Origin of the sequence: Acinetobacter sp. YH16044 (assembly GCF_013417145.1) — a bacterium.
GTDB classification, from domain to species: Bacteria; Pseudomonadota; Gammaproteobacteria; order Pseudomonadales; family Moraxellaceae; genus Acinetobacter; species Acinetobacter amyesii.
Window position 1 is genome coordinate 1 of record NZ_VPEK01000036.1, and the last position, 23,063, is coordinate 23,063.

General features: G+C 39.7%; 21 protein-coding genes. 11 read left to right on the forward strand and 10 right to left on the reverse strand.

The genetic code is table 11. The annotated features are described in order from the left end of the window. Positions 1-853 precede the first annotated feature (853 nt). The 5 genes from FTV38_RS14475 to FTV38_RS14495 all read left to right on the forward strand — a co-directional run bounded on the left by FTV38_RS14475 (position 854) and on the right by FTV38_RS14495 (position 4,854). A complete protein-coding gene (locus tag FTV38_RS14475; protein WP_180022852.1) occupies positions 854-1,420 on the forward strand; it encodes a hypothetical protein in 567 nt (188 codons plus the stop codon). 97 nt (positions 1,421-1,517) lie between these two features. After that, a complete protein-coding gene (gene puuE, locus FTV38_RS14480) occupies positions 1,518-2,480 on the forward strand; it encodes an allantoinase PuuE (protein WP_180022853.1) in 963 nt (320 codons plus the stop codon). Positions 2,481-2,623: 143 nt separating this feature from the next. Continuing rightward, the gene (gene uraD / locus FTV38_RS14485; protein ID WP_180022854.1) at positions 2,624-3,127 is read left to right on the forward strand and encodes a 2-oxo-4-hydroxy-4-carboxy-5-ureidoimidazoline decarboxylase; all 504 of its coding nucleotides are present in this window, start codon (positions 2,624-2,626) and stop codon (positions 3,125-3,127) included. Next, positions 3,124-3,444, forward strand: a complete 321-nt coding sequence (uraH, locus tag FTV38_RS14490) for a hydroxyisourate hydrolase (protein WP_111886083.1) — start codon at positions 3,124-3,126, stop codon at positions 3,442-3,444. Before uraD ends, uraH begins: the two co-directional genes overlap by 4 nt. A 30-nt stretch (positions 3,445-3,474) precedes the next feature. Then, positions 3,475-4,854 carry a nucleobase:cation symporter-2 family protein gene (locus tag FTV38_RS14495; protein WP_180022855.1) on the forward strand — a complete coding sequence of 460 codons (1,380 nt, stop codon included), beginning with the start codon at positions 3,475-3,477 and terminating at the stop codon, positions 4,852-4,854. Between the two features lie 204 nt (positions 4,855-5,058). Here the strand turns inward: FTV38_RS14495 and FTV38_RS14500 are convergent, their stop codons facing one another. Both FTV38_RS14500 and alc read right to left on the reverse strand, forming a co-directional pair. Then, positions 5,059-5,559, reverse strand: coding sequence for an ureidoglycolate lyase (locus tag FTV38_RS14500; RefSeq protein WP_180022856.1), 501 nt, complete (start codon positions 5,557-5,559; stop codon positions 5,059-5,061). A 90-nt stretch (positions 5,560-5,649) separates the two neighbouring features. Next, complete coding sequence (gene alc, locus FTV38_RS14505) at positions 5,650-6,657, reverse strand: allantoicase (protein WP_180022857.1); 1,008 nt, start codon at positions 6,655-6,657, stop codon at positions 5,650-5,652. A gap of 208 nt (positions 6,658-6,865) precedes the next feature. Between alc and hpxO the strand changes: the two genes are divergently transcribed. Beyond that, positions 6,866-8,023 (forward strand): FAD-dependent urate hydroxylase HpxO, encoded by a 1,158-nt coding sequence (hpxO, locus tag FTV38_RS14510; RefSeq protein ID WP_180022858.1) that lies wholly within the window; start codon positions 6,866-6,868, stop codon positions 8,021-8,023. A gap of 104 nt (positions 8,024-8,127) precedes the next feature. Here the strand turns inward: hpxO and FTV38_RS14515 are convergent, their stop codons facing one another. After that, entirely contained in the window at positions 8,128-9,057 is a 930-nt protein-coding gene (locus FTV38_RS14515) for a LysR family transcriptional regulator (RefSeq protein WP_078190745.1), read from the reverse strand. A gap of 248 nt (positions 9,058-9,305) precedes the next feature. Between FTV38_RS14515 and FTV38_RS14520 the strand changes: the two genes are divergently transcribed. Further along, positions 9,306-10,361: an aromatic ring-hydroxylating dioxygenase subunit alpha gene (locus FTV38_RS14520; protein ID WP_180022859.1), complete on the forward strand. Its 1,056-nt coding sequence runs from the start codon at positions 9,306-9,308 to the stop codon at positions 10,359-10,361. An 85-nt stretch (positions 10,362-10,446) separates the two neighbouring features. Here the strand turns inward: FTV38_RS14520 and FTV38_RS14525 are convergent, their stop codons facing one another. Next, positions 10,447-10,887 carry a DUF2147 domain-containing protein gene (locus FTV38_RS14525; RefSeq protein WP_168379617.1) on the reverse strand — a complete coding sequence of 147 codons (441 nt, stop codon included), beginning with the start codon at positions 10,885-10,887 and terminating at the stop codon, positions 10,447-10,449. A 524-nt stretch (positions 10,888-11,411) separates the two neighbouring features. On the opposite strand from FTV38_RS14525, the gene FTV38_RS14530 reads away from it, so the two are divergent. After that, positions 11,412-12,248, forward strand: a complete 837-nt coding sequence (locus FTV38_RS14530; protein ID WP_180022860.1) for an SDR family oxidoreductase — start codon at positions 11,412-11,414, stop codon at positions 12,246-12,248. A 189-nt stretch (positions 12,249-12,437) separates the two neighbouring features. On the opposite strand, the gene benE is transcribed toward FTV38_RS14530, so the two are convergent. The 6 genes from benE to catA form a co-directional block, all read right to left on the reverse strand. After that, positions 12,438-13,673, reverse strand: a complete 1,236-nt coding sequence (benE, locus tag FTV38_RS14535) for a benzoate/H(+) symporter BenE (RefSeq protein ID WP_180022861.1) — start codon at positions 13,671-13,673, stop codon at positions 12,438-12,440. Between the two features lie 63 nt (positions 13,674-13,736). Continuing rightward, positions 13,737-14,522, reverse strand: a complete 786-nt coding sequence (gene benD, locus FTV38_RS14540) for a benzoate diol dehydrogenase BenD (RefSeq protein ID WP_180022862.1) — start codon at positions 14,520-14,522, stop codon at positions 13,737-13,739. Between the two features lie 14 nt (positions 14,523-14,536). After that, positions 14,537-15,553 carry a benzoate 1,2-dioxygenase electron transfer component BenC gene (gene benC, locus FTV38_RS14545; protein ID WP_180022863.1) on the reverse strand — a complete coding sequence of 339 codons (1,017 nt, stop codon included), beginning with the start codon at positions 15,551-15,553 and terminating at the stop codon, positions 14,537-14,539. A 94-nt stretch (positions 15,554-15,647) separates the two neighbouring features. Next, on the reverse strand, positions 15,648-16,157 hold the full coding sequence (benB, locus tag FTV38_RS14550; protein WP_180022864.1) for a benzoate 1,2-dioxygenase small subunit: 510 nt from the start codon (positions 16,155-16,157) through the stop codon (positions 15,648-15,650). Then, on the reverse strand, positions 16,154-17,551 hold the full coding sequence (benA, locus tag FTV38_RS14555) for a benzoate 1,2-dioxygenase large subunit (RefSeq protein ID WP_078190863.1): 1,398 nt from the start codon (positions 17,549-17,551) through the stop codon (positions 16,154-16,156). Before benA ends, benB begins: the two co-directional genes overlap by 4 nt. 85 nt (positions 17,552-17,636) lie before the next feature. Then, on the reverse strand, positions 17,637-18,557 hold the full coding sequence (catA, locus tag FTV38_RS14560) for a catechol 1,2-dioxygenase (protein WP_078193335.1): 921 nt from the start codon (positions 18,555-18,557) through the stop codon (positions 17,637-17,639). 281 nt (positions 18,558-18,838) lie between these two features. Here catA and FTV38_RS14565 point away from each other — a divergent pair, with 281 nt between their 5' ends. The 3 genes from FTV38_RS14565 to FTV38_RS14575 all read left to right on the forward strand — a co-directional run bounded on the left by FTV38_RS14565 (position 18,839) and on the right by FTV38_RS14575 (position 22,758). Further along, positions 18,839-19,753, forward strand: coding sequence for a LysR family transcriptional regulator (locus FTV38_RS14565; protein WP_180022865.1), 915 nt, complete (start codon positions 18,839-18,841; stop codon positions 19,751-19,753). A gap of 191 nt (positions 19,754-19,944) precedes the next feature. Then, positions 19,945-21,318 carry an MFS transporter gene (locus FTV38_RS14570; RefSeq protein WP_180004495.1) on the forward strand — a complete coding sequence of 458 codons (1,374 nt, stop codon included), beginning with the start codon at positions 19,945-19,947 and terminating at the stop codon, positions 21,316-21,318. 177 nt (positions 21,319-21,495) lie between these two features. Then, positions 21,496-22,758 (forward strand): DcaP family trimeric outer membrane transporter, encoded by a 1,263-nt coding sequence (locus tag FTV38_RS14575; protein ID WP_257228800.1) that lies wholly within the window; start codon positions 21,496-21,498, stop codon positions 22,756-22,758. The last annotated feature ends 305 nt before the right edge of the window (positions 22,759-23,063 follow it).

Here is a 23,063-nt window from a genome sequence, read left to right on the forward strand (position 1 = left end):
CGCGACTCATGAGTGCTCGGTTATATGCGGGCCAATTGGTTGTGCGATAGATTTTGTGTGTAGGCTTCTTCATTTGAAAATTATATCGCTGAAAAAGCCTTTACAGATAGGTTTGTGCAACAAAGCCTTGTTGATCTAATTTATAATGGGAGTTATTTGTTGATCGGAAAGATAAAAAAAGAAACTGAAGTTTATGAATATTATATTAGGTTTATCTATATTTTTGTAATTTATTTATTTTCAATATATTGCATTGTTGAGTGAAGAGTAAAATTTAAAAATTATAAGTAAATATTTTTTTTAATATTTTGTAGAGTTTTGCTCGTTTATGGCTCTATTGCATAAAGATTCTTAAGGCAGACCACCATAAGTCACTAAAAATTAAGTAACTTACTTGGATATGAGGTGGGCCTAATCAAAATCTTTTGTTTTCTCCAAAGCATGGATTAATCAATTGCTAGCCAATCTTATTGTTTGAATCTTTTATTTGGAACTGAGTAAAAGTGACTTATGAATATAAATTAATTTTCAGAGTTAGGTGTGTTGATTTTACAAAGAATATTTGATCATGACGCTTTAAATTTATCAATAATTAAGTATAGTTATACCATTAAAAAATTACTAGATTAAACAAACAATGAGAATGCATATTTTTTTAAATTCCTTACTTACGATGTATTGTTCAATTTCAATATTTATGGTCATTTTTATATATTTTTTATCTAATTGGCAAATATGGGAAAAACATTTTACATTCATTAGTTTAATGTCATTCTTAATACTGGCAATTTGTTTTTACTTTAAATATAACGAAAAATTGAATGATGGTAATATTTTATTCAAGCAGTTGCCAATGAAAGTACAACTACCAATAAGAACTTCAACTATATTATTTTTAAACCTAAATTTGGGTTTTATCTTATTTATATTGGCAGTGCTTACGATAGTAATTACAGCTAATATATGGTTTTTTACACTTTGTATTTTTATTATTTGGAATGCAATAATTTGTCATCCTCATATTTGGTTTGTAGATTCAATTGATTTAAAACAAGATATAAAAAATAAAACAAACGAATTTGAAATTCTAAGACAGGATAAAGGTGATTTTGAATATTTTAATGATGGTTTCACATACACTATAACTGGGCCTGAAATAAGCACTAAAACTATATTATGGAAAGATATTCAAAGTATAGATGTCGTACGCCAAGATCTTGGAACCATTGATGAGATTCAGCTCTATATATTGTGTTCAAATACAATCATTTATATTGCCGAAAATACACCGGGTTATTACTATTTCATTGATCAACTGCATCAGAATTTTCCAGAAATAGATGAAATTTGGCAAATTTCAATCATTGCAGATGATTCAGGGCAACCATTCAATATTTTAAAAAAAGGTAATGGTCTCTGATATGAAAAGCTATTTAGCCATCTATGACATTGGCGCATAATTTGCTTGCTTCTACCTAATTTTTTTACTGTTTGATATAACAAATTAGGAAGTTGAAGTGACTACAGGCTACTTACGTGGACAAGACTTAATTGACCAGATCCAACAACAGGATTATTCCAGAGACCTAATTGGATATCATAGCGATGTACCTCAAGTCGTATGGCCTAATCAGGCACGTATCGCAGTGCAGTTCGTGTTGAACTATGAAGAAGGTGGAGAAAACCACATCGAACATGGGGATGCAGGATCAGAACAATTCTTATCCGATATTATTGGAGCGGCCAGTTTTCCTGCCAAACATATGTCGATGGATTCGATGTATGAATATGGCTCCAGAGCCGGTTTTTGGCGGATTCATGAAGAATTTAAAAAACGTGATTTACCCATGACGGTCTTTGGCGTTGGTATGGCTTTAGCACGCAATCCTTATATTGTCGATGCGATCAAACAAACCAATTATGATGTCGTTTCACATGGTCAACGCTGGTTACATTATCAGGATATGCCGATAGAGTTGGAACGTCAGCACATGGATCAGGCAATTAGTGTGCTTGAAGCATTATTTGGAAAGACGCCTATTGGTTGGTACACAGGGCGTGACAGTCCCAACACACGTCAGCTATTGGCTGAATTTCCGCAAATTAAATATGACTGTGATCACTATGGTGATGATTTACCTTTTTGGAGTCGTTTGACAAATGAAAATGGTCAAACCCGTCCACATTTAATTATTCCTTATACACTCGAAAGCAATGATATGAAGTTTTGTTCGCCTGGTGGTTTCAACAGTGGTGAACAATTTTATCAATATCTTAAAGATGCTTTTGATGTGCTATATGCAGAAGGTGAAAGCGCGCCAAAAATGTTATCGATTGGGATGCATTGTCGTATTTTAGGGCGACCAGGCCGTTTTAAAGCACTACAACGATTCTTAGATTATGTGCAATCACATGAAAAAGTCTGGATCTGTCGTCGTGGTGATATCGCGGAACATTGGTATACACATCATGCAGTCTAATAAAAAAATATTCGGATAAAGAGGAGCTTAGCTCCTCTTTTTTTAGGCCTGAACTTAGGTAACTGACATCATAGACCTAGGTTGGCACTGATATTGCAAAACTAAATTTGAACAATCATTCAATAATTTTAGGCGATTTTATAGTGCAACTTGTTGAATTTAATCAAGCATCCGAAGCAGATGTAAAAACTTTTTTAAAGCACTGTGTGCAAATTGAAGGCTGGGCAGAACACATTGTAGCGCAGCGTCCTTATACCTCTATCACGCAAATCACAGAGCAAGCAGTAAAAGCTGCAAATGCTTGGACTTGGGATGAAATCAAAAATGCTCTAGATAACCATCCACGGATTGGTGAAAAAAAGGCGCAGGCTGAATTAAGTAGTTTTGAACAACAATTTTCAAATCGAGAACAGTCTAAAATTTCAGCAGATGAAGAAACTCAATTTGCATTGCTCAAAGGCAATATCGCGTATGAGAAAAAGTATGGTTATCTCTTTTTAATCAAAGCCTCTGGCCTTAGTAGTGAAGATGTACTACAGGCACTGCAATATCGATTATTGAATGATCCTGAAACTGAAAAACGAATTGTTCATCATCAATTGGCTGAAATTGCCTTATTAAGATTAAAACAGGAGCTTAGCGCATGATTAGCTCACATATTTTAGATACCAATCTGGGTAAACCTGCAGCGAATGTCAGCATTCAATTATTTAATGCGGAAGGTAAGTTACTAGGTTCAGCCCAAACCAATGCAGATGGTCGCGTCAATGATTTTGCGCTGAAGGACTTTACAGCAGGTGCTTATAGCCTTGAATTTGCGACTGCTGAATATTTTCAGACTTTAAATACCGAAACCTTTTTTCCGAAAGCTGTGATTCATTTTTATGTAAAAGATGCCTCGCAGCATTTTCATATTCCTTTACTCATCAGCCCATTTGCATATTCAACGTATCGTGGCAGCTAAGAGCAAAGTTAAAAAATAGGGGATATAAAAATGACAGAACAAGATAAAACAGATTCACCAGAACATGAATATTTAGGCGCAGGGAAAAGCCTTGCCTATGGTTTACAGCATGTATTAACCATGTATGGCGGTATTATCGCTCCGCCATTGATTATTGGTACAGCCGCGGGACTTGAACCTGCGCAAATCGGTTTATTGATTGCGGCGGCGCTTTTTGTCGGTGGCTTGGCGACCATACTACAAACCGTAGGTGTGAAATATATCGGTGCAAAATTACCCTTAGTACAAGGTGTTTCATTTGCATGTGTGGCGACGATGATTGCCATAGTAACCGCAGGCGGTGGGCTTTCTGCTGTTTATGGCGCGGTGATTGTTGCATCCCTAATTGGCTTTTTCCTAGCACCTTATTTTTCAAAAATTATTCGTTTTTTCCCACCGATTGTGACAGGCTGTGTGATCACCGTGATTGGTCTTTCATTGCTGCCTGTAGCGGTACGCTGGATGATGGGGGGCAATAATAAAGCACCAGACTGGGGAAGTGCTGAGAACATCAGCTTGGCATTTTTAACTTTGGGTATCGTGATTGCGCTGAACTTAACCCGTAATGCAACTATCCGACGTTTATCAATTTTGTTGGCCATTGTCTTCGGTACGGTGCTGGCTTATGCCTTTGGTTTTGGCGATTTTTCTAAAGTTGCAAATGGTAACTGGATTCAATTTCCAAGCTTCTTTGCTTTCGGTATGCCAACTTTTGAGTTAAGTGCCATTATTGCTATGTTGATCGTGACTTTAGTGATTATGACTGAAACGACAGCAGATATTATTGCCGTTGGGGAGATTGTTGGTACTAAAGTGGATGCTGAGCGTATTACCAATGGCTTACGTGCAGATATGTTATCTAGTGCAGCAGCGCCAATCTTCGGCTCATTCATGCAAAGTGCTTTTGCACAAAATGTCGGTTTAGTAGCGATTACTGGCGTGAAAAGTCGCTTTGTTGTCGCAGCGGGTGGAATGATTTTAGTCGTATTAGGCGTTCTGCCAATTATGGGGCGACTGATTGCAGCGATTCCTGTCCCTGTATTAGGTGGTGCTGGTTTAGTTTTGTTTGGAACGGTTGCGGCAAGTGGTATTCGTACCTTGGCGAAAATTGACTATAACGAGCAAAAGAACCTCATCATTGTTGCGACTGCGATTGCAGCAGGGATGATTCCAATTATCGATCATTCTTTCTACGCAAACTTCCCGAAATGGGTGCAAACACTCTTTCATTCAGGCATTAGTTCAACTTGTTTGATGGCGATTATTTTAAATATTGTGTTCAATCATTTGAATTTATTTAAAAATAAAGAAGTGACTATGAGCAAAGATCAGGTTAAAAAACCAAGCATGGCGATAGATGTACAACATTAATCATTGGCAATCTTGGGTCTTGAACCACACGATGATTCATAGAATATAGTTTGTATAGAATAAATAAAGCCCTTTGAATTGAGGGCTTTTTTAATGCGTTATGTTTAAATTAAATAATATCAAAAGATGAAATTAATTATGTATTAACAATTGGTTAAGTGATTTTTAGTCTATTTAACTGTAAGTGTTTAAGCTAAAAATACATTAATTTGAAATGTGAATAGGCGTTTGGAACTGGAACACATCACAATTATGTCCAATGCCAATACGATCGATGACGGCAAAGCTACTGGGTGCTTCGAGTGTCAGGAGAGGATGATGCCATGTTCCTGCACGATAGTTGACTCCTTGGCTCCCATCAGTGATGAAAGCACATAGCTGTGTAAGATCAGGGCTGTGATCATCCAACGCAGGTGCAACTACCACTAAAAAAGCCTGCGCTTGCATTGGAATAAACGCTTGTGAGCCGTTGGGATGACGCTCCAACATCGAAATCGTAAAAGGCAATTCAGTGGTTTTGATATTTCTAAAGATGCTAATTCCAGCAACCGCATCACCTGAAATTTCTGTTTCCACGAGGGCATGATATCGCTCTGTATGTGTGTCATTGATGTGGAAAAAATCATGTCCAGTCGTGCAAATGACCTCTCCAAAAGGCGCAAAGCCTTCAATACTTAGAGCTTGTATTTTTATGCTATGTGTCATGTTTAGATATCTTAGTAAGGCATTTAATTAAAAAAATTGAAACCATACACATAGGAAGCACGAAGGCTTCCTATTTTATCAATATTGCAATTAAGGATGTATTTTTCCCCATAACCGTATGCGACTAATCCCCCCGTCAGGAATCATATTGATGCGGATATGCGATATTTTTTCATGCTTTAAAATCTCACTGACAAAGCAATGAATATGATCCATCTGCATGTCTTGTGCATCGAGTAAAAACGGCCAGAACATACTTTGCGGAATCAGTTGAGGGTCAGTGGCATCTTCTACATAGATCGCTTGTATGGAAACCTGCGCAGGGAAGTTGCCTTTAAAATGGGCAGTATCAATATCAATTTTCTCTATTGCACCAGATTGCCCCAAAGCCAAAATACACCAGTCAAAACCTGGTGCACGGCGACGTTTAGTTTCCCAACCATCTCCCATATTGATGCCGCGGCCAGGGTTAATTAAGTTTCGTGGATGCCCAAAATGAGCATCACTATAAGCAATAACACGTCCACCATTTTCTAGCGCAACGAGGTCTAATGTGCTCGTACTGTCTTGAATTTGAACCTGAACTTCACCATAGACTTTAAATCGCGCAATACCGCCGTCTGGGTATATATTTAAACGCACATGGGTAAACACCTGATCATTTGAGACGTTCAATATATGGTGCTGGCTCGGGCCCAATACGGTATTGTCTAAGATATTGACCCATGCTGCCTGTGCTAGCTCTCCACTTGGTGCAAAACAGGCCTCAACTGATGCGGAAGCTGGGTAATTCCCAGTAAAGAATGTTGTATCAATATCTAAGGCTTGAATTCGACCAGCAACACCGAGTTGGATAATTGCCCAATCATAACCAGCATGGCGTTTACGACGCGTTTCCCAACCATCCATCCATTTGCCATGATCATCAAATTTATCTTCGACGAAGATAGGTGCATTAAATTGAAGCATGCGTTTTGCTTCTGCAAAAAAATCATCTGAACATTCAAGTATTTTTGCACCAATACGGTCATCTGCTAAATTTGTAAGTGTCTGTAATTGTGCAGGAATATCAAAACTTGGTGCGAGTAAAGTCGCCATATATAAAATCCATTCACTATTTTCATTTAAAACATATGCATTTTGTTTTTAGTGTTAAAAATTTAACATTTGATAAAAACTAGCATTTACACGTGTTTAGAAGCACAGCGTGTGCCAACTTTAGATTTTTTTATTGTTTGTTTGAAAAAATGGCATGCTTTTCGCTTTTTAGGAGAAAGATATTTAAAAAAACACAGGGGAGTTATAGATGGACATTACAATTATTGGTGCAGGTATGGCGGGCCTAACGACAGGGATCGCTTTGAAAAAATTTGGACACCAAGTAACCATCTATGAACAGGCAGAACAAATTTTACCTGTTGGAGCCGCTATTTCTTTATGGTCTAACGGTGTCAAATGTTTGAACTATTTGGGGCTAACCGAACAAGTCGAAAAGCTCGGTGGCAAGATGGATCACTTAGCCTATATCGATGGCTTAACTGGTGATGTTATGACGCAGTTTAGTCTGTTTCCTTTAATCGAAGAAGTTGGTCAGCGACCTTATCCAGTTTCACGTGCAGACTTACAAAATATGCTTATGAATGAGTTTGGCCGCGAAAATATTCATCTAGGAAAAAAAATGGTGAGCTTCTCAGAACAAGATGATCAAGTGATCACATGTTTTGCCGATGGAAGTGAGGTTCAGGCTGATTTATTGGTTGGCGCCGATGGTACACATTCATTGACACGGGCGTATGTATTGGGGGAACAAGTTGAGCGCCGCTATGCAGGTTATGTCAATTGGAACGGGTTAGTCGACATTTCAGAAGAATTTGCTGCGGCAGATCAATGGACGACATTTGTAGGAGAAGGTAAACGTGTTTCGCTGATGCCCGTTGCCGACAACCGATTCTATTTCTTCTTTGATGTCCCTTTAGCAGCAGGCTTAGAAAATGACCGCACACAATATAAGGCTTTATTTAAAGAATACTTTAAAGGTTGGTGTGAACCGGTGCAAAAGCTGATTGATGCTGTAGATGCCCAAAAAACCAATCGGGTAGAAATTCATGATATTGAACCTTTTGCAGATTTCTACAAAGGTCGTGTGGTGATCGTGGGTGATGCAGCACACAGTACAACGCCGGATATTGGACAAGGTGGCTGCCAAGCAATGGAAGATGCAATTTATTTAGCCCGTTCTCTGCAAATCAATACTTTAGGCTTACAAGATTCATTGCGTCGTTATCAAAATAAACGTAATGAACGTGCCAATGAATTGGTACTGCGAGCGCGTAAGCGTTGTGATGTGACCCATATGAAAGATGAAAGTGTGACGCGTGAATGGTATGCAGAACTGCGTAAAGAACAAGGCAATCATATTATGAAAGGCATTATTAGTAATATTGTAGGTAATCCATTGGATTAAAAAATAAACAGATAAAACTTTAGCTTTCAGCAGCCAGTACGGGTTATTCGCACTGGCTTTTTTTTACAAAAAAATAAGTGACAAAAAAAGCCTAAATAATGGTTTTAGGGGTTCAAAGATTTTAAATTGATCTTAATTTCTTCCATTTTTTCCACCAAAAGATTAATCATGATCTGAGAAATTCGGGAGGTTTGGCGCTTCGATGCGACACATAAAGCGATGGTTAAACTGTGTAAACCTTTTTCACGGATCGGTTTAAAAATAATCTTATTATTCTCAAGCAGTGGCAAAGCATCCATATATGACATCAAACTGATGCCTAATTGTTGCTGAACCAATGACAATATCATTCTAATGTCATTACATTCGATCTTTTGAATCGGACTAAACTTATGATGTTTATATAAAGTCTGTACATATTCACTAATAATGAGTGGATCACTCGGTAAAATATGTCGTTCATTTAACGTATCTGAAAGATAAATTTTATCCATTCCACCCAAGGTATGATGCGGCGACATCACAAAGCCCAACGGAATTTCTATAAAGGATAAAATTTCTAATTGGCTATGGCTTTTGGGATTTAAAATAATGCCAAAATCTAATTCTGCATCGACGATTTTTCTAGAAATGTCTTCACTGCTATTCATGCTGATGTTGAGGTTGATCCACGGATAGGTTTCAGCCATCTTTTGAATGCAGTCGACGACAAAACTGTCATTCAAAGCCGCAATAAAGCCCATTTCAATGTTTCCACGGTTTAAGCCTTGGATTTCATCAAATCGAGTTCGCGTCAGTTGATACTCTTTTTGCCATTTTAATAAATCGGCATACAGTAATTCACCTGCAAGCGTCAGTTTTAAGCCCTGAGGTAGTCGTTCAAATAGGGCAACCCCGAGTTCTTCCTCTGCCAAAACGATTTGTCGATGTACTGCCGAGACTGAAATAAAAAGTTGTTCAGCAGCTTTGCGCAGACTCCCAGTCCGTGCAACCGCCATAAAATATTCAGAAAATCTAGAAAAAGTAATCGACATACAGGCTTCAATCTCTATCGCGTGATTAGCGAATCATAATGTTATGCATTTTAAGCGATATTCATGCCAGCTTTATCAAATCAAGCAATGATGAATGTTTAATGTTCTAAAAAACAGAACAATCTATGCAAATCATTCTAATAGACAGAAATGTATTTGGATTTTAATTTCGACTTAGAAAATAAGGATTTAGCAAAATTTAAATAGCGCTAAATGCTGAAGAAATATTGAAATTGTCGAGATGAACTATGAATGCCATTCCTGTACTCAATTTATTTACCCAACCTCAGTGCAGTACATTTGATGCTAACGACTGGAATATTTTGGCGCAGCATTGGTATCCCGTTGCACGTGTAGAAGATGTTTCGATTGAACCGCAACAAGTGCAATTACTCGATGTAAAAATGGCGTTATATCAAACTGAAAGTGGAAAAATTCATTTGGTTCGTGACATCTGTCCACATCGTGGGGTGCCATTAACCAAAGGCTGGGTCAAGGGTGAAAACATTATTTGTCCATATCATGGTCTACATTATAACGGCGCAGGAAAGTGTGTAAAAATTCCCGCACAGCCAGAGCTGACTCAAATTTCAGAGCGTTTTTCATTAACTAAATTTCCAGTTGTATTGAAATATGGATTAGTGTGGACCAGTTTATTTAACCGCGATGAATCTACGGCCAATTTTCCCGATTTAGACACGTGGGATACCGAGCAGCACCAATCTATATTGCCACCTCATGTTGATATTGGAGGTTCAAGTGGACGTCAACTCGAAGGCTTTATTGATGTTGCACATTTCGCATGGGTGCATCATGAGAGCTTTGCAGACCGTGAAAATCCTAAAGTACAAAAATATTCCACAGTACGCACGGACTATGGACTACATACAGAATATCTTAGTGATGTGAGTAATTATCCGCATGGCTTACAACATTTAGCGCCAGAAGATTTTTTATGGAAAAGAACATTTGATGTCTATCCACCATTTTCAGCAATTTTAACCATCGATTTTCCTGAAAATGGGGTGTTAAAAATATTAAATGCCTGTTGTCCTGTATCGCATAATAAAACCCGTTTATTTGTGCCTTTAACTCGTAATTTTGATACCACAGGCGATTTACAAGCGGTCTATGATTTTAATGCACAAATTTTTGCTGAAGATCAGGACATGGTGGAAAGTCAAAAACCTGAGGAATTGCCACTGGATATCAGTATGGAGGCGCATTTCGAAGCAGATCGCTCATCGACAACCTATCGTCGAATATTAGCCGAATGGGGGCTAAGCAAACGTTATACCGTTTAATTTTTATTTTCGAATAATTTCATTCTTGGTTTTCATACAAAAAAAGCGACTCAATCGAGCCGCTTTTGACTTTGTACATAAAGGATTAGTTTACACGTATCCATGTTTGGCTGCGTCCAAGCGCAGATACACCAATATAGCCACGACCATTCAAGGTCTTGCCGTCATTCGACATTTTGGCATTGAAACTATAGGTTTTACCATTTTTCGGGTCAGTAATTTTACCGCCGTCATAGGTATTTTTACCGGTATTTTTCAAACCATTCACGATTTGCACACCGAGTAGTGGTTTATTGTGGAATTTACCTACACATTTTTGGCAGTTTTCTGCTTCACCCGGGGTGAGTACATCAACGATTTTTGCAGATAAAACGCCCTTTGATGTTTCATTAAATTGAACTACAGATAAAGGTTTTTTGGTTTGGTCATCGATGGTTTTCCATTTAGTACCATGCAATGGATCAGCAGCCAAAGCTAAGCTAGACACCAGTGACAAACCGATTAGGCTAAGAGTTGTTTTTATCATTTTAGAACCTCTATTGAACATAGTAAGAGATGTGCATCCCTGATCTTCCAAAGGGTGGATACACAAGACTTGGAAAATTACAAAGCATCAGCCTTGTTGTCTTCAAGGGCTATATTCACAAAAAAATAAGTATATATTGTGGATTTTATATACTGATTTTGAATATGTAGAATCTGGATCGTGTAGAAAAATAGAATAAATGTTGAGCTTTGTTTATAACATTTGGGATTTGTATCACTTTTATAAATATCAAACGCTGTTTGAGCTGAAAAATTTAGAGCTACAATCCCAAAAAAAGCCGGAGCTAAAAGGCTCATTTAAGTTTTCAATTTTTGCTCTAATCATGTTGAATTACATTAATTTGATTTGAAGCAATAACGCTAAAGAGCTATGTATAGCATTCATATTTTACAATTAAATAAAATCATTTCATTCATAGATCAGTTCTCGTTAAGCTTGTGTTATGAATAATATGAAAATGCAGCTTGTTCACTGAACGAGATTAAGTGTGTATAGGAATCACGATGAAAAATTTTAACAACAAAGTCGCAGCCATTACTGGAGCAGGTTCAGGTATTGGGCAGCAGTTAGCCATTCAACTGGCTCAATCAGGTGCGCATCTAGCATTAAGTGATCGCAACCTTGACGGTCTTGCACAAACGGCTGAAATGATTAAGCACACCGGTGTGAAAATAATTCAGACCCAGTTAGATGTATCTGATCGTGCCGCTGTCGAGCAATGGGCGGCTGCAACCCAAGCTGAATTTGGCCAGATCAATTTGATCTTTAATAATGCAGGTGTCGCGTTAGCCAGTACTGTAGAAGGTATGCATTATGATGAAATTGAGTGGATTATGAATATTAATTTCTGGGGCGTGGTATATGGGACAAAAGCATTTTTACCGTATTTAAAACAAAGTGGCGATGGACATATAGTTAATATTTCCAGCTTATTTGGTTTGACGGCTCAACCGACTCAAAGTGCCTATAATGCAACGAAGTTTGCGGTACGAGGTTTTACTGAATCTTTACGCCAAGAATTAGACTTGGAAAATGCTGGAGTCAGCGCAACTTGCGTGCATCCGGGTGGGATTCGAACCAATATTGCAAATAGCGCGCGTATGAGTGACAGTATTCGTGCGTTAGGGATGAACCCAGATAGGGCAACCAAAGCATTTAATAAAGTGCTAAAAACACCGCCTGAAGTCGCAGCAAAAGTCATTTTAGATGCGGTAAAGCAGAATAAACGTCGAGTTTTAATTGGTAATGATGCCAAAATTATTGATTTAATTCAGCGAATTGCACCTACACGTTATGCCCAAGCCATAGATCTACTTAGTGGTAAGAAAAAACGTAAATAATTCAAAGATAAGTAAAAAAGGGATGATGCAACATGATCCCTTTTTTATCCTATAGAGCTCTTAATTTCGAATATTGAATTTTTAAGTTTAAATGACAAGAAAATCAAAAAATTGAGTTTTCGATTAAACAAAGAAGATGTAGTGTTCCATCTTCTTTGTATTGGCAATGCGTTTGGACATTATGAACTTTTAGAATCTTGAGTCGTTGTCATCGGTGCTTGTGTGGCTACTCGTTGGTGCTTGTGTGGCTACTCGTTTGGTCAAAATGACATGTGCCGCAACACCGATACAAATCCCCCAAAATACTGAGCTTAGCCCTAAAAAATGCATACCTGAGGCTGTCGCTAAAAAAGTGATTAGCGCCGCATCACGGTTGGCCTCATTTTTCATCGCAACGGACATGTTTGTTCCAATCGCACCTAATAACGCTAAACCTGCAAGTGCAGCGACCAACTCTTTAGGTAATAGGCTAAATAACATGACAATACTGCCTGCAAATAAGCCGCCTAAAATATAAAAAATACCATTGGCAATACCAGCTATATAACGTTTTTCTTTTAGTTCATGTGCATCTTTGCCCATACACATGGCTGCGGTAATAGACGCTAAAACAATGGTAATGCCTCCGACACATGCTACAGCGAGCGAGGCAATACTGGTCGCAGTGATAATGGGCTTAGCTGGCGTGTCATATCCACTTAGTTTCATGATCGCCATCCCCGGAAGGAATTGACCACTCAGACTGACTAAAATTAAGGGAATCGCCAAATTTAAAGTCGAGTTCCAAGTCCAAACTGGAGCAATAAACTGCGGTATAGCGAGTTGAAAATTCACATCAACAGGATTGATTTTCCCTAATGTAAAACTCAGGACAACACCAGTCAGTAAGACCCAAATCATCGCGTAGCGTGGCGAAAGTCTTTTCGATATGAGAAAGACCAATAACATGCCAAAGACAATGATCGGCATACTATCTGTCGCAGTGAACAGTCCAAGTCCAAACTGAAATAAAATACCTGCCATCATTCCCGCAGCGACATCTTGAGGAATCCATTTTAAGAGTTTGTCAAAATAGCCAGTGATGCCAATCAAGAAAATAACAATAGCGGACGTGATATAAGCTGCTATGGCTTCATTCAGTGAAATATTCGGAAATAGGGTGACTAAAAGGGCTGTACCGGGCGCTGACCACGCGGTAATCACCGGGGTTTTATATTTAATAGAGAGATAAATACCCGCCAGCGCAGCACCAATAGAAATCCCCCAAATCCATGAAATCATCATGGCTGGGGAAACTTGAGCTTTTTGTGCGGCTTGGAAAAAAATAATCAGTGGGCCTGAATATGAAATCAGCACGGCTAAAAATCCTGCAACCGTCGCTGAGATCGACCAATCTTCTTTTAATGTTTTTAACAGGGGTGCCATCGCTTTTGCCTCCATGCGACTATGTCAATGAGCCTGTTGAATTTAACCAATGATTTTTAGAGATTAACCTTGATCTCCACCACCAACAGGGACGACCGTTCCAGTCATATAAGATGAATCCTCGGATGCCAAAAATAAGATGGCATTGACTTGTTCCTGAATTGTGCCATAGCGTCCTAAGAATGTACGGTCAATGGTTTGATCGACCACGTCTTGCATCCATTGTTTTTCATGATCTGACAATGGGTTGGCGTTTCTAGGTACTTTCCGTGGAGGTGCTTCTGTACCACCTGTGGCTACGGCATTGACTCTAATTCCATCTTTGGCATGTTCAAAAGCGAGAGCAGCGGTTAAGCCATTAACCCCACCTTTTGACGCTGAATATGGCACACGGTTAATACCACGGGTTGCAATAGAAGATACATTTACAATCGTCCCTTGCTGATTTTGAATCATTTCAGGTAACACGGCTCGGCAGCACCACATAGTTGGAAATAATGAACGATTAACTTCCTTAATGATTTCTTCTTCTGAAAACTCTTGGAAGGGCTTCATCCAAATCGCACCTCCGACGTTATTGATCAAGATATCAATTCGGCCATATTTTTCAATGGCTTGGGTAGCAACTGATTGAGCGCCTGCATATGTTTCAAGATTGGCTTTAACAATAATGGCATCGCCATTGTGGGCTTGAATATCGTTCAGCGTATCTTCAACAAAATCTGAGAGATCTGCCAATACCACTTGAGCACCTTCTCGGGCCACTTGAAGGGCGACTCCACGACCGATACCTTGAGCGGCACCGGTTACGATGACAACTTTATTGTTAAATCTGGCTTGTTCTGACATTAAACTATTCTCCCTTAATTCGCTGAGAATTTTTCAAACAAGAAGTTTGCAGGTTTAACGCCTTCTGTATCTAACCAGCCACGTACAGCTTCAACCATCGGCACAGGACCACAGAGATAAATATCTACATCGCCGTTGTTTAACCAATCTTTTTCAACATGACTGGTCACATAGCCTTTACGTTCATGCTGTGACTCAGGGTGAGCGACCACAGTACGGTATTCGAACCAAGGGAGTTCGCTTTGTAATTCATCGAGCTTGTCTTTTGCCACGATGTCAAAGTCATTGGTTACGCCAAATACAAGACGAACAGGTTGTTCAGAACCTTTTTCTTCAAGCACTTGTAACATGGACATAAACGGCGCAATACCTGTACCACCTGCAAGCATGACCACAGGGCGGACGACATTACGCAGATAAAAACTACCAAAAGGACCTTTGAAGGTCATTTTGTCGCCGGCTTTCGCATCGGCACTCAGGAAGGTACTCATTTTTCCTTCAGGGACATTACGAACCACGAAGCCTGTTAAACGATTGCCCGGCTTTGAACTAAACGAATACGAACGAGTTTCTTCAGTCCCCGGAATGCCGACATTGACGTATTGACCTGCCAAGAAGTTAATGTCAGGTTGATCTTCATCCAGTTGAATATCAAAGGTAATCGTAGAATCCGACATATTTTCAACACGAGACAATGTGCCTTGAAACTCATGAATTTCAGTTTTACACACGTCAGATGATGCACTGATTTGGAAAACAGCATCTGAACTTGGACGACATTGGCAAGCTAAAATATAACCTTGCTCAGCTTCTTCGGGGGTTAAAGCGTCTTCGATATAAGATTCTTCAGGCATGTCGTAAGTTCCCGACTCACAAAATGCACGGCATGTCCCACATGCGCCATCACGGCAATCTAGAGGGATATTGATTTTTTGACGATAGGCTGCGTCGGATAGGGTTTCACCTTGAGCAACACTAATAAAACGAGTAACGCCATCTTCAAATTGAAGTGCAACATTATGGTTTGACATGGCTGAATATCCTTTTGAAAATCTGGTATAACGTGTCCTTTCAGCCAAATATCCTTCTGGCTGAAAGTAAAAACTTGCTTAGTGAAATAAGCTTTTAGAGGTGATAAATATCAATAACTTGGTTGATATAATCGTTTTTCAGAACAACATATTTGCTGAGGATTTTTGGCTGCTCACCTGAAAAATCAATTTCATAACGTGACATGCCAAAGTAGCTATAGTTGGTTTTGTAGCGGAAACTTAAGGTGTTCCAGTTAAAACGCACCGTTACTTTGTTGCCATCACGTTCAATAATTTCGACATTATTAATGTTATGGCTAGTTCGTGTATCCGGCATCGTGGCAGATGAACGCTCAGTTTTAATGCGGAAGACACGGTCTTCTAAACCTTGGCGGTCTGGATAATAAATCAAAGAAATCTCAGACTGCGGATCTTCCGTTAGGCGGTCATCGTCATCCCAAGCCGGCATCCAAAATGATGCAGATGGGGCATAGCACGCTAGCCATTCATCCCACTGTTCATCATCTAAAAAACGCGCTTCGCGGTAGAGGAACTGAGATACAGCTTCAATGCTTACGCTGTCTAAATATGCAGTTGCATTCATGCGACATCTCCTTGTTCATTTGCGACTTGTTCAGCTAGTTCTTTTTCTTCAGCGATGGCATGTTTCATGGTTTTTAACCAATATTGATGCTGAGCAAGGTAAAGACCTTCATCTTCGGTTTTGATGCCACTTAATAGTGGTTTTAATCCAATTTCATTGGCTGCATCATCCGGTCCATGAATCCAGTGTTTTGAACCACGGCACATGTCGTTCCATTCCAGCTCAATTCCTGCATAACCTGCTTGGCAGGCACGGAATTCTTCTAAATCATCAGGTGTTGCCATGCCTGAAGCATTAAAGAAGTCTTCATATTGACGAATACGACGTGTACGTGCTTCTGGCTCTTCACCGACAGGGGCGATACAGTAAATCGTGACTTCAGTTTTATTGACAGAAATCGGGCGTAAAACGCGAATTTGTGAACCGAATTGATCCATCAAATAGACGTTTGGATAAAGACATAGGTTACGTGAACGCTCAATCATCCATTTCGACATCGGTGCGCCGAATTTTTCGGTATATTCATCGGCTTTGCTAAAGTTTGGACGGTCTTCTGGGTTTGCCCATTGGGTCCACAACAACATGTGACCACTGTCAAAACCATAAGAGCCACCACCTTGCTTGCCCCAAGAACCCGCACTCATGGCACGAATATTATCTGCTGCTTGTGCTTCTTTACGGTGCTGTGTGGTCGCTGCATAGTTCCAATGTACGGCTGAAACGTGATAACCATCTGCGCCATTTTCAGCTGTCAGTTTCCAGTTACCTTCATAGGTATAGGTAGATGAACCACGTAAAACTTCCAAACCGTTTTCAGACTGACCTTCAATCATGTCGATAATTTTGGTGGTTTCACCCAAGAATTCTTCAAGACTTGGCACATCAGGATTTAAGCTACCAAATAGAAAGCCTTTATAACTTTCAAAGCGTGCGACTTTTTTCAAGTCATGTGAACCATCTTGGTTAAAACAATCTGAATAACCGGCTTCGGCAGGGTCTTTAACTTTGAGCAATTTACCTGAGTTATTAAAGGTCCAACCATGGAATGGACAGGTATAGGTCGCTTTGTTGCCTTTTTTATAACGACATAACTGTGCGCCACGGTGTGAACAGGCATTGATCATGGCATTTAGTTCACCATTACGGTTACGTGCAATGATGATCGGCTGGCGACCAATATGAGTTGTGTAATAATCATTGTTATTTGGAATTTGGCTTTCATGTGCCAAATACACCCAGTTACCTTCAAAAATGTATTTCATTTCAAGATCAAACAACGCTTGATCGGTAAATACTGAGCGGTGCAGTTTAAATTCACCAGTGTCAAAATTATCGACAAGAAGTTCATCAATACGATCTAGATGGCTGGTGTTAATTACAGGAATACGTGGCATGTCCATTCTCCGACTGTCCAATGAGGGGATAGTCGCCGAGTTGTCAAACTTGGATGAGACAGCTCGGCTTCCTTTGAGTGAGTAATTAAGCGCTAGCGCGTCGACGATCAACTTCAGTATTTGGTGCTGCAGCTTGTTCTTTAACTAACTCAACATTAAAGCTAATGTGTTTAAACGGCTGGTTTAGACCACGACGTGCAATTTCAGCTTCGTCTGTGATATCAACAGCAGTTGCCACCAGACCATCACGAGTTGCAAAGGCAAAGTCGTCCCAAAGGTATTTATCACCTTCGATGTTGAATTGAGTGGTTAACTTGCGGTAACCCGGTGCAGAGATAAAATAATGAACATGTGATGGACGGTTACCATGACGGCCTAATTTGTCTAAAACAAATTGGGTTGTGCCTTCTGGAGGACAGCCATAACCAACTGGCATCGTAGTTTGTGCAACATATTTACCGTCTTGGTCAGAAAGAATGGTACGGCGAAGGTTGAAGTCAGATTGAGACTTATCAAAGAAAGAATAGTTACCTAGGCTGTTGGCATGCCAAATTTCAACTTTAGCGCCTTCAATGATGTTGCCTTCGGTATCTGTTACTGTACCTTCAATAAACAGAGTTGGAATTTTATCGGTTTCCGTACCATCATCCATACGAGCAAAGCCCACTGATTCAGGTGCGCCAGCCACATATAAAGGGCCTTCAATGGTACGTGGTGTACCACCTGTAATACCTGCTTTCGCATCAGCTTCATCGGCACGTAAATCTAGATAGTGCTCTAAACCTAAACCAGCGGCTAAAAGACCTAATTCGTTCGCTTGACCCGCATCTGTAAAATACTCTAGACCTTTCCATAGTTCAGTTTGAGTAATATCTAGATCTTCAATCGCTTGGAATAAATCACCCAATAAACGTACCACAACTTGTTGTACACGTTGGTCAACAGGCCCTGTCGCTGTATCTACGTTCATTTGTTTAACCAGAACATCAATCTCTTGACGGTTCATACTATATCTCCTTAAGTATGCATTTAAGTATGGGTGGCTATCACTCGATAAAAGAGGTCTTTGGCTGCCACGTTCCTTGTTTGGTTGTCTAACAATACTTTTTAAGTTGTTTCGTGTAGCGGCTGAAGTTTCTTTCAGGGAATGGGCTACACGATGTTTTTGATCTGTTGGATGGGATTAAAGTTGCTTAATCCTGTCTATGTGATATACCTTAAAAGAATAAAATCTTCACGTCGAAGATCAAATTTGCATTTTATTATACTTAATAGGTATCGAAAGCTATGGAACTAAGACACTTAAGATACTTTGTCGCGGTGGTTGAAGAGCAGAGTTTTACCAAAGCGGCAGAAAAACTATATATAGCTCAACCACCTTTGAGTCGGCAGATTCAAAATTTGGAACATGAGCTTGGAATTCAGTTATTTGAACGCGGTAGCCGTCCGCTTAAGACCACAGAAGCAGGCCAATTTTTTTATCATCATGCTTTAAAACTTTTGTCTAATGCAGAAGAAATTAAATCGATGACGAAACGAATCGGTTTGACAGAAAGAACAGTGACAATCGGTTTTGTGAGCTCTTTATTGTTTGGTTTACTCTCGAATATTTTGTATTTATTCAAACAACAACATCCACATTTAAAAATAGAAATGGAGGAAATGGCCACCACTGAACAAATCAAAGCATTAAAAGAAGGCCGTATAGATGTCGGCTTTGGGCGTTTACGTATTTCAGACCCTGCAATTAAACGGGTTTTACTGCGTGAAGAACGCTTAGTAGTTGCCTTACACGCTAGTCATCCTTTGGCACAAAAAAAGGAAGGAGTCTATCTTGCAGATCTGATCGATCAACAATTGATTTTTTACCCAAATCACAACAAACCAAACTTTTCGACCCAAGTGCGTGGCATATTTTCAGAGTATGGTTTGGAACCTAAAAAAGTACGTGAAGTACGTGAATTACAACTGGCACTGGGCTTTGTTGCAGCCAATGAAGGGGTTTGTATCACCCCAATGAGTGCCCAAAGTGTGCAATTAACACATTTAACCTTTGTTCCGATCTTAGACGAAGCCGCGATCAGCCCTGTATTTATGGCTGTACGTAATATGGATGAAAGCGAAGATATTCGTGGTTTATTTGATAGTGTTTATCAAGTTTATGATTTAGAAGCGATTCCATATGATCGTGCTGTGTTTTAAGTAATGTGTTGATAGACGTTCAGATGAACAGCAGTTATGAAATGATCTATTTAAATAAAGAGGAATCAAGGGATTAATTTATATTCTACTTTTTAGGTATACAAACATGCCTAATCGGTTTTGGACATTAAGCACCGACTTATTCATTGTGAAAAGCGAATTTTACAAGCTTCACAATTAGGAGGTGGGCTATGCAAAACCAGAAAATTAATATTAATACCTTGGTTGATGAAGCCAAATTTACGCCATTTCATTGGGGTGTTTTGATTTGGTGTCTTTTGATTATTATTTTTGACGGTTATGACTTGGTGATCTATGGCGTTGCCTTACCGTTGTTGATGCAAGAATGGTCATTATCTGCGGTACAAGCCGGCTTACTGGCAAGTACGGCTTTATTTGGCATGATGTTCGGTGCCATGTGTTTTGGCACACTGTCCGATAAAATTGGTCGTAAAAAAACCATTATGATCTGTGTCGGTATTTTTAGTGGTTTTACCTTCTGTGGCGCTTTTGCAAGTACTCCAGTTGAGTTTGGTATTTTACGTTTTCTTGCCGGTCTAGGCATCGGTGGCGTTATGCCGAACGTGGTCGCATTAATGACAGAATACGCGCCAAAACGTATACGAAGCACCTTGGTTGCACTAATGTTTAGTGGTTATGCCATTGGTGGTATGGCTTCAGCATTATTGGGTGCTTGGTTAGTGCCTGTATATGGCTGGAAAATCATGTTTTATATTGCAATTATTCCATGTCTTGCACTGCCTTTAATTTGGAAATTCCTCCCTGAATCATTGATGTATTTAACCTCAAAGCATCAAACAGATACGACTCGAACAATTGTCTCTAAAATTGCTCCTGAACAAGTCCTCACAACGGATACTCAATTTGTACTCAATGAAGTTTCTGAAGAAGACAAAGCACCGTTAAAAGCATTATTTCAACAAGGCCGTAGTTTCAGTACGTTTATGTTCTGGATTGCATTTTTCATGTGCTTATTGATGGTTTATGCACTTGGAAGCTGGTTACCAAAATTGATGATTCAAGCCGGCTATTCGCTTGGTGCAAGTATGATTTTCCTCTTTGCACTGAATATAGGTGGAATGGTAGGTGCTATTGGTGGTGGTGCTTTGGCAGACCGATTCCATATCAAAAAAGTACTGAGCATCATGTTCATGTGTGGCGCATTGGCTTTAATCTTACTGGGCTTTAACAGTCCGCAAATGGTTCTGTATACCTTAATTGCTGTAGCAGGTGCAGCTACCATCGGTTCGCAAATCCTACTTTATACCTTTGTCGCACAATACTACCCAACCACGGTACGTTCTACAGGTATGGGCTGGGCATCGGGTATTGGACGAATTGGTGCAATCGTTGGACCTGTGCTTACAGGGGCACTGTTAACCATGAATTTGCCGCATCAAATGAACTTCTTGGTGATAGCCATTCCCGGTGTTATTGCTGCATTGGCGATCTTTATGGTGAATTTGCAAGCGTCTGTAGAGGCATCTACTCAAGGTCAATCGCCAAAACTCAATACGCAAGCTATCAAAAATCCAGCGAATTAAGCCGATATTTAAAGATTTAACATTACCCCAAAATTTTAAGTTTCCAGGCCCTGATGCACAGCATGAGGGCTAGTGGGAAATTGTGACAAAAAATAAGGAAAGGGCATTGCCCAAATCGAGGTCAGGATGAAAACTCAAAAGCTAAATTTAGTCAAAAAAACCTTTAAAATTAAACCGATGATACTAGCTTGTGCAGTCGCGTTCCCCATGTGGACACATGCGGCAGTCAGCGAAGCTGAAGTTGAACAGTTGCGTGGTGAAGTCAAAGCATTAAAAGCCATGATGCAGCAATATGTTCAGCAGCAAAACACTTTGTCGAGTGAAATCAAAGACGTAAAACAAGGATCTGTAGTTGCTGCGCAGAATCAAAAACCGACTCAAACACCGAGCCTGAGTTTAAATACCAAATCGGGCGCTGAGTTTAGCTTGTATGGCAATGTGCGAGCAGATGCATCTTATCAGACAGAAGGCGGCAGCTTATCTCGCCTGTATAACCAAATGAATAGTGTTCCGCTAGAAGGGAATGCTGAAAGTTCAGATCGTTTAAAAGCAACACTTGCTGCCACACGTTTAGGCCTAGACTTTAAAACGCCGACTCAAGTGGGAGATGTAGGCGGTAAAATTGAAGTCGACTTTTTGGGTGCAAATGATGGACTACGTATTCGTCATGCCTATTTAACCTATGGCAATTGGTTGGTGGGGCAAACATGGTCTAACTTTGCTGTACCTGATTATATGCCTGAAACCATTGATGCATTGGGCTATGTCGGTGGTGCTGTTAAACGTACACCGCAAATTCGCTATAGTCACAAATTTAGTCCTGAGACAAATCTCGTGCTCGCAGCTGAAGATTCTAAAGATGACAGCTCAAATATGCGTTTGCCTGCATTAACTGCGCGTTTAAATTATAAAATGATAGATACGCTGACGTTGAGCGCACGTGCGATGGGTGCTGAAAAGAAAACGGATACGGATACAGAAACCGCATGGGGGCTTGGTCTGGGCGCAAAACTAGATTTGACGGATAAAACAGTGCTCAAAGCGGATTATTACCATGTCAAAGGCGACAGTAGTTTTGTGTCATGGACCAACCAAGGTTTTGTCACTAATGCGGATAAAGACATCATCGCCACCAATGAATTTGACTCGATTACAGTAGGTTTAACTCAACAAATTTCAGCACAATGGCGCGGAACATTGGGCTATGGTTATATGAAAGCAGATAATAATGCTGATTATGTCAACTCATTAGTCGACAAAACCAAGGCCAATAAAAACTTGTGGCAAGCATGGGCAAATGTATTTTACAGCCCTGTTAAGCCGATTAGTTTAGGTCTGGAATATGTCTATGGTGAACGTGAAGCTTTTGGCGCCGCACCAAATGGCAGTACTAAGGGGGAAGATAACCGAATTAATGCGGTCGCGATGTACAACTTCTAATGCCGTTACAGAGAATTGTTTAATTTAAATTGCCTTAGAAATTTCAATATCAATTTAACGAGAGCGGGATTGGAAGTATGTTCAGGTTTTGACATCTAACTTTCCGACAATCTTTCAATTCGTGCTCTCAATCCATACATGCCCTTGATCTTTATCGATTGAGGGCTTTTATCTTATTTAACCCGAATCGCGGATAAGAAATAAACTTGAAAATAAGAAGACTAGAGCCATCAGTTGAGTTACCACACAAAACTCACAACTCTAGTCCTAATGTTCAATAGTACCGAATTATTCTGCGTAATTGA

Bases quoted from the DNA above. Each gene is read 5' to 3' on its own strand.
- FTV38_RS14495 (WP_180022855.1), top strand. From the start codon at position 3,475: ATGACAGAACAAGATAAAACAGATTCACCAGAACATGAATATTTAGGC.
- FTV38_RS14570 (WP_180004495.1), top strand. From the start codon at position 19,945: ATGCAAAACCAGAAAATTAATATTAATACCTTGGTTGATGAAGCCAAA.
- FTV38_RS14525 (WP_168379617.1), bottom strand. From the start codon at position 10,887: ATGATAAAAACAACTCTTAGCCTAATCGGTTTGTCACTGGTGTCTAGC.
- benC (WP_180022863.1), bottom strand. From the start codon at position 15,553: ATGTCAAACCATAATGTTGCACTTCAATTTGAAGATGGCGTTACTCGT.
- alc (WP_180022857.1), bottom strand. From the start codon at position 6,657: ATGGCGACTTTACTCGCACCAAGTTTTGATATTCCTGCACAATTACAG.
- benD (WP_180022862.1), bottom strand. From the start codon at position 14,522: ATGTCAGAACAAGCCAGATTTAACAATAAAGTTGTCATCGTAACCGGT.
- FTV38_RS14500 (WP_180022856.1), bottom strand. From the start codon at position 5,559: ATGACACATAGCATAAAAATACAAGCTCTAAGTATTGAAGGCTTTGCG.
- FTV38_RS14475 (WP_180022852.1), top strand. From the start codon at position 854: ATGAAAGTACAACTACCAATAAGAACTTCAACTATATTATTTTTAAAC.
- FTV38_RS14515 (WP_078190745.1), bottom strand. From the start codon at position 9,057: ATGTCGATTACTTTTTCTAGATTTTCTGAATATTTTATGGCGGTTGCA.
- FTV38_RS14520 (WP_180022859.1), top strand. From the start codon at position 9,306: ATGAATGCCATTCCTGTACTCAATTTATTTACCCAACCTCAGTGCAGT.
- FTV38_RS14530 (WP_180022860.1), top strand. From the start codon at position 11,412: ATGAAAAATTTTAACAACAAAGTCGCAGCCATTACTGGAGCAGGTTCA.
- hpxO (WP_180022858.1), top strand. From the start codon at position 6,866: ATGGACATTACAATTATTGGTGCAGGTATGGCGGGCCTAACGACAGGG.
- benE (WP_180022861.1), bottom strand. From the start codon at position 13,673: ATGGCACCCCTGTTAAAAACATTAAAAGAAGATTGGTCGATCTCAGCG.
- benB (WP_180022864.1), bottom strand. From the start codon at position 16,157: ATGAATGCAACTGCATATTTAGACAGCGTAAGCATTGAAGCTGTATCT.
- FTV38_RS14565 (WP_180022865.1), top strand. From the start codon at position 18,839: ATGGAACTAAGACACTTAAGATACTTTGTCGCGGTGGTTGAAGAGCAG.
- uraH (WP_111886083.1), top strand. From the start codon at position 3,124: ATGATTAGCTCACATATTTTAGATACCAATCTGGGTAAACCTGCAGCG.
- benA (WP_078190863.1), bottom strand. From the start codon at position 17,551: ATGCCACGTATTCCTGTAATTAACACCAGCCATCTAGATCGTATTGAT.
- catA (WP_078193335.1), bottom strand. From the start codon at position 18,557: ATGAACCGTCAAGAGATTGATGTTCTGGTTAAACAAATGAACGTAGAT.
- FTV38_RS14575 (WP_257228800.1), top strand. From the start codon at position 21,496: ATGATACTAGCTTGTGCAGTCGCGTTCCCCATGTGGACACATGCGGCA.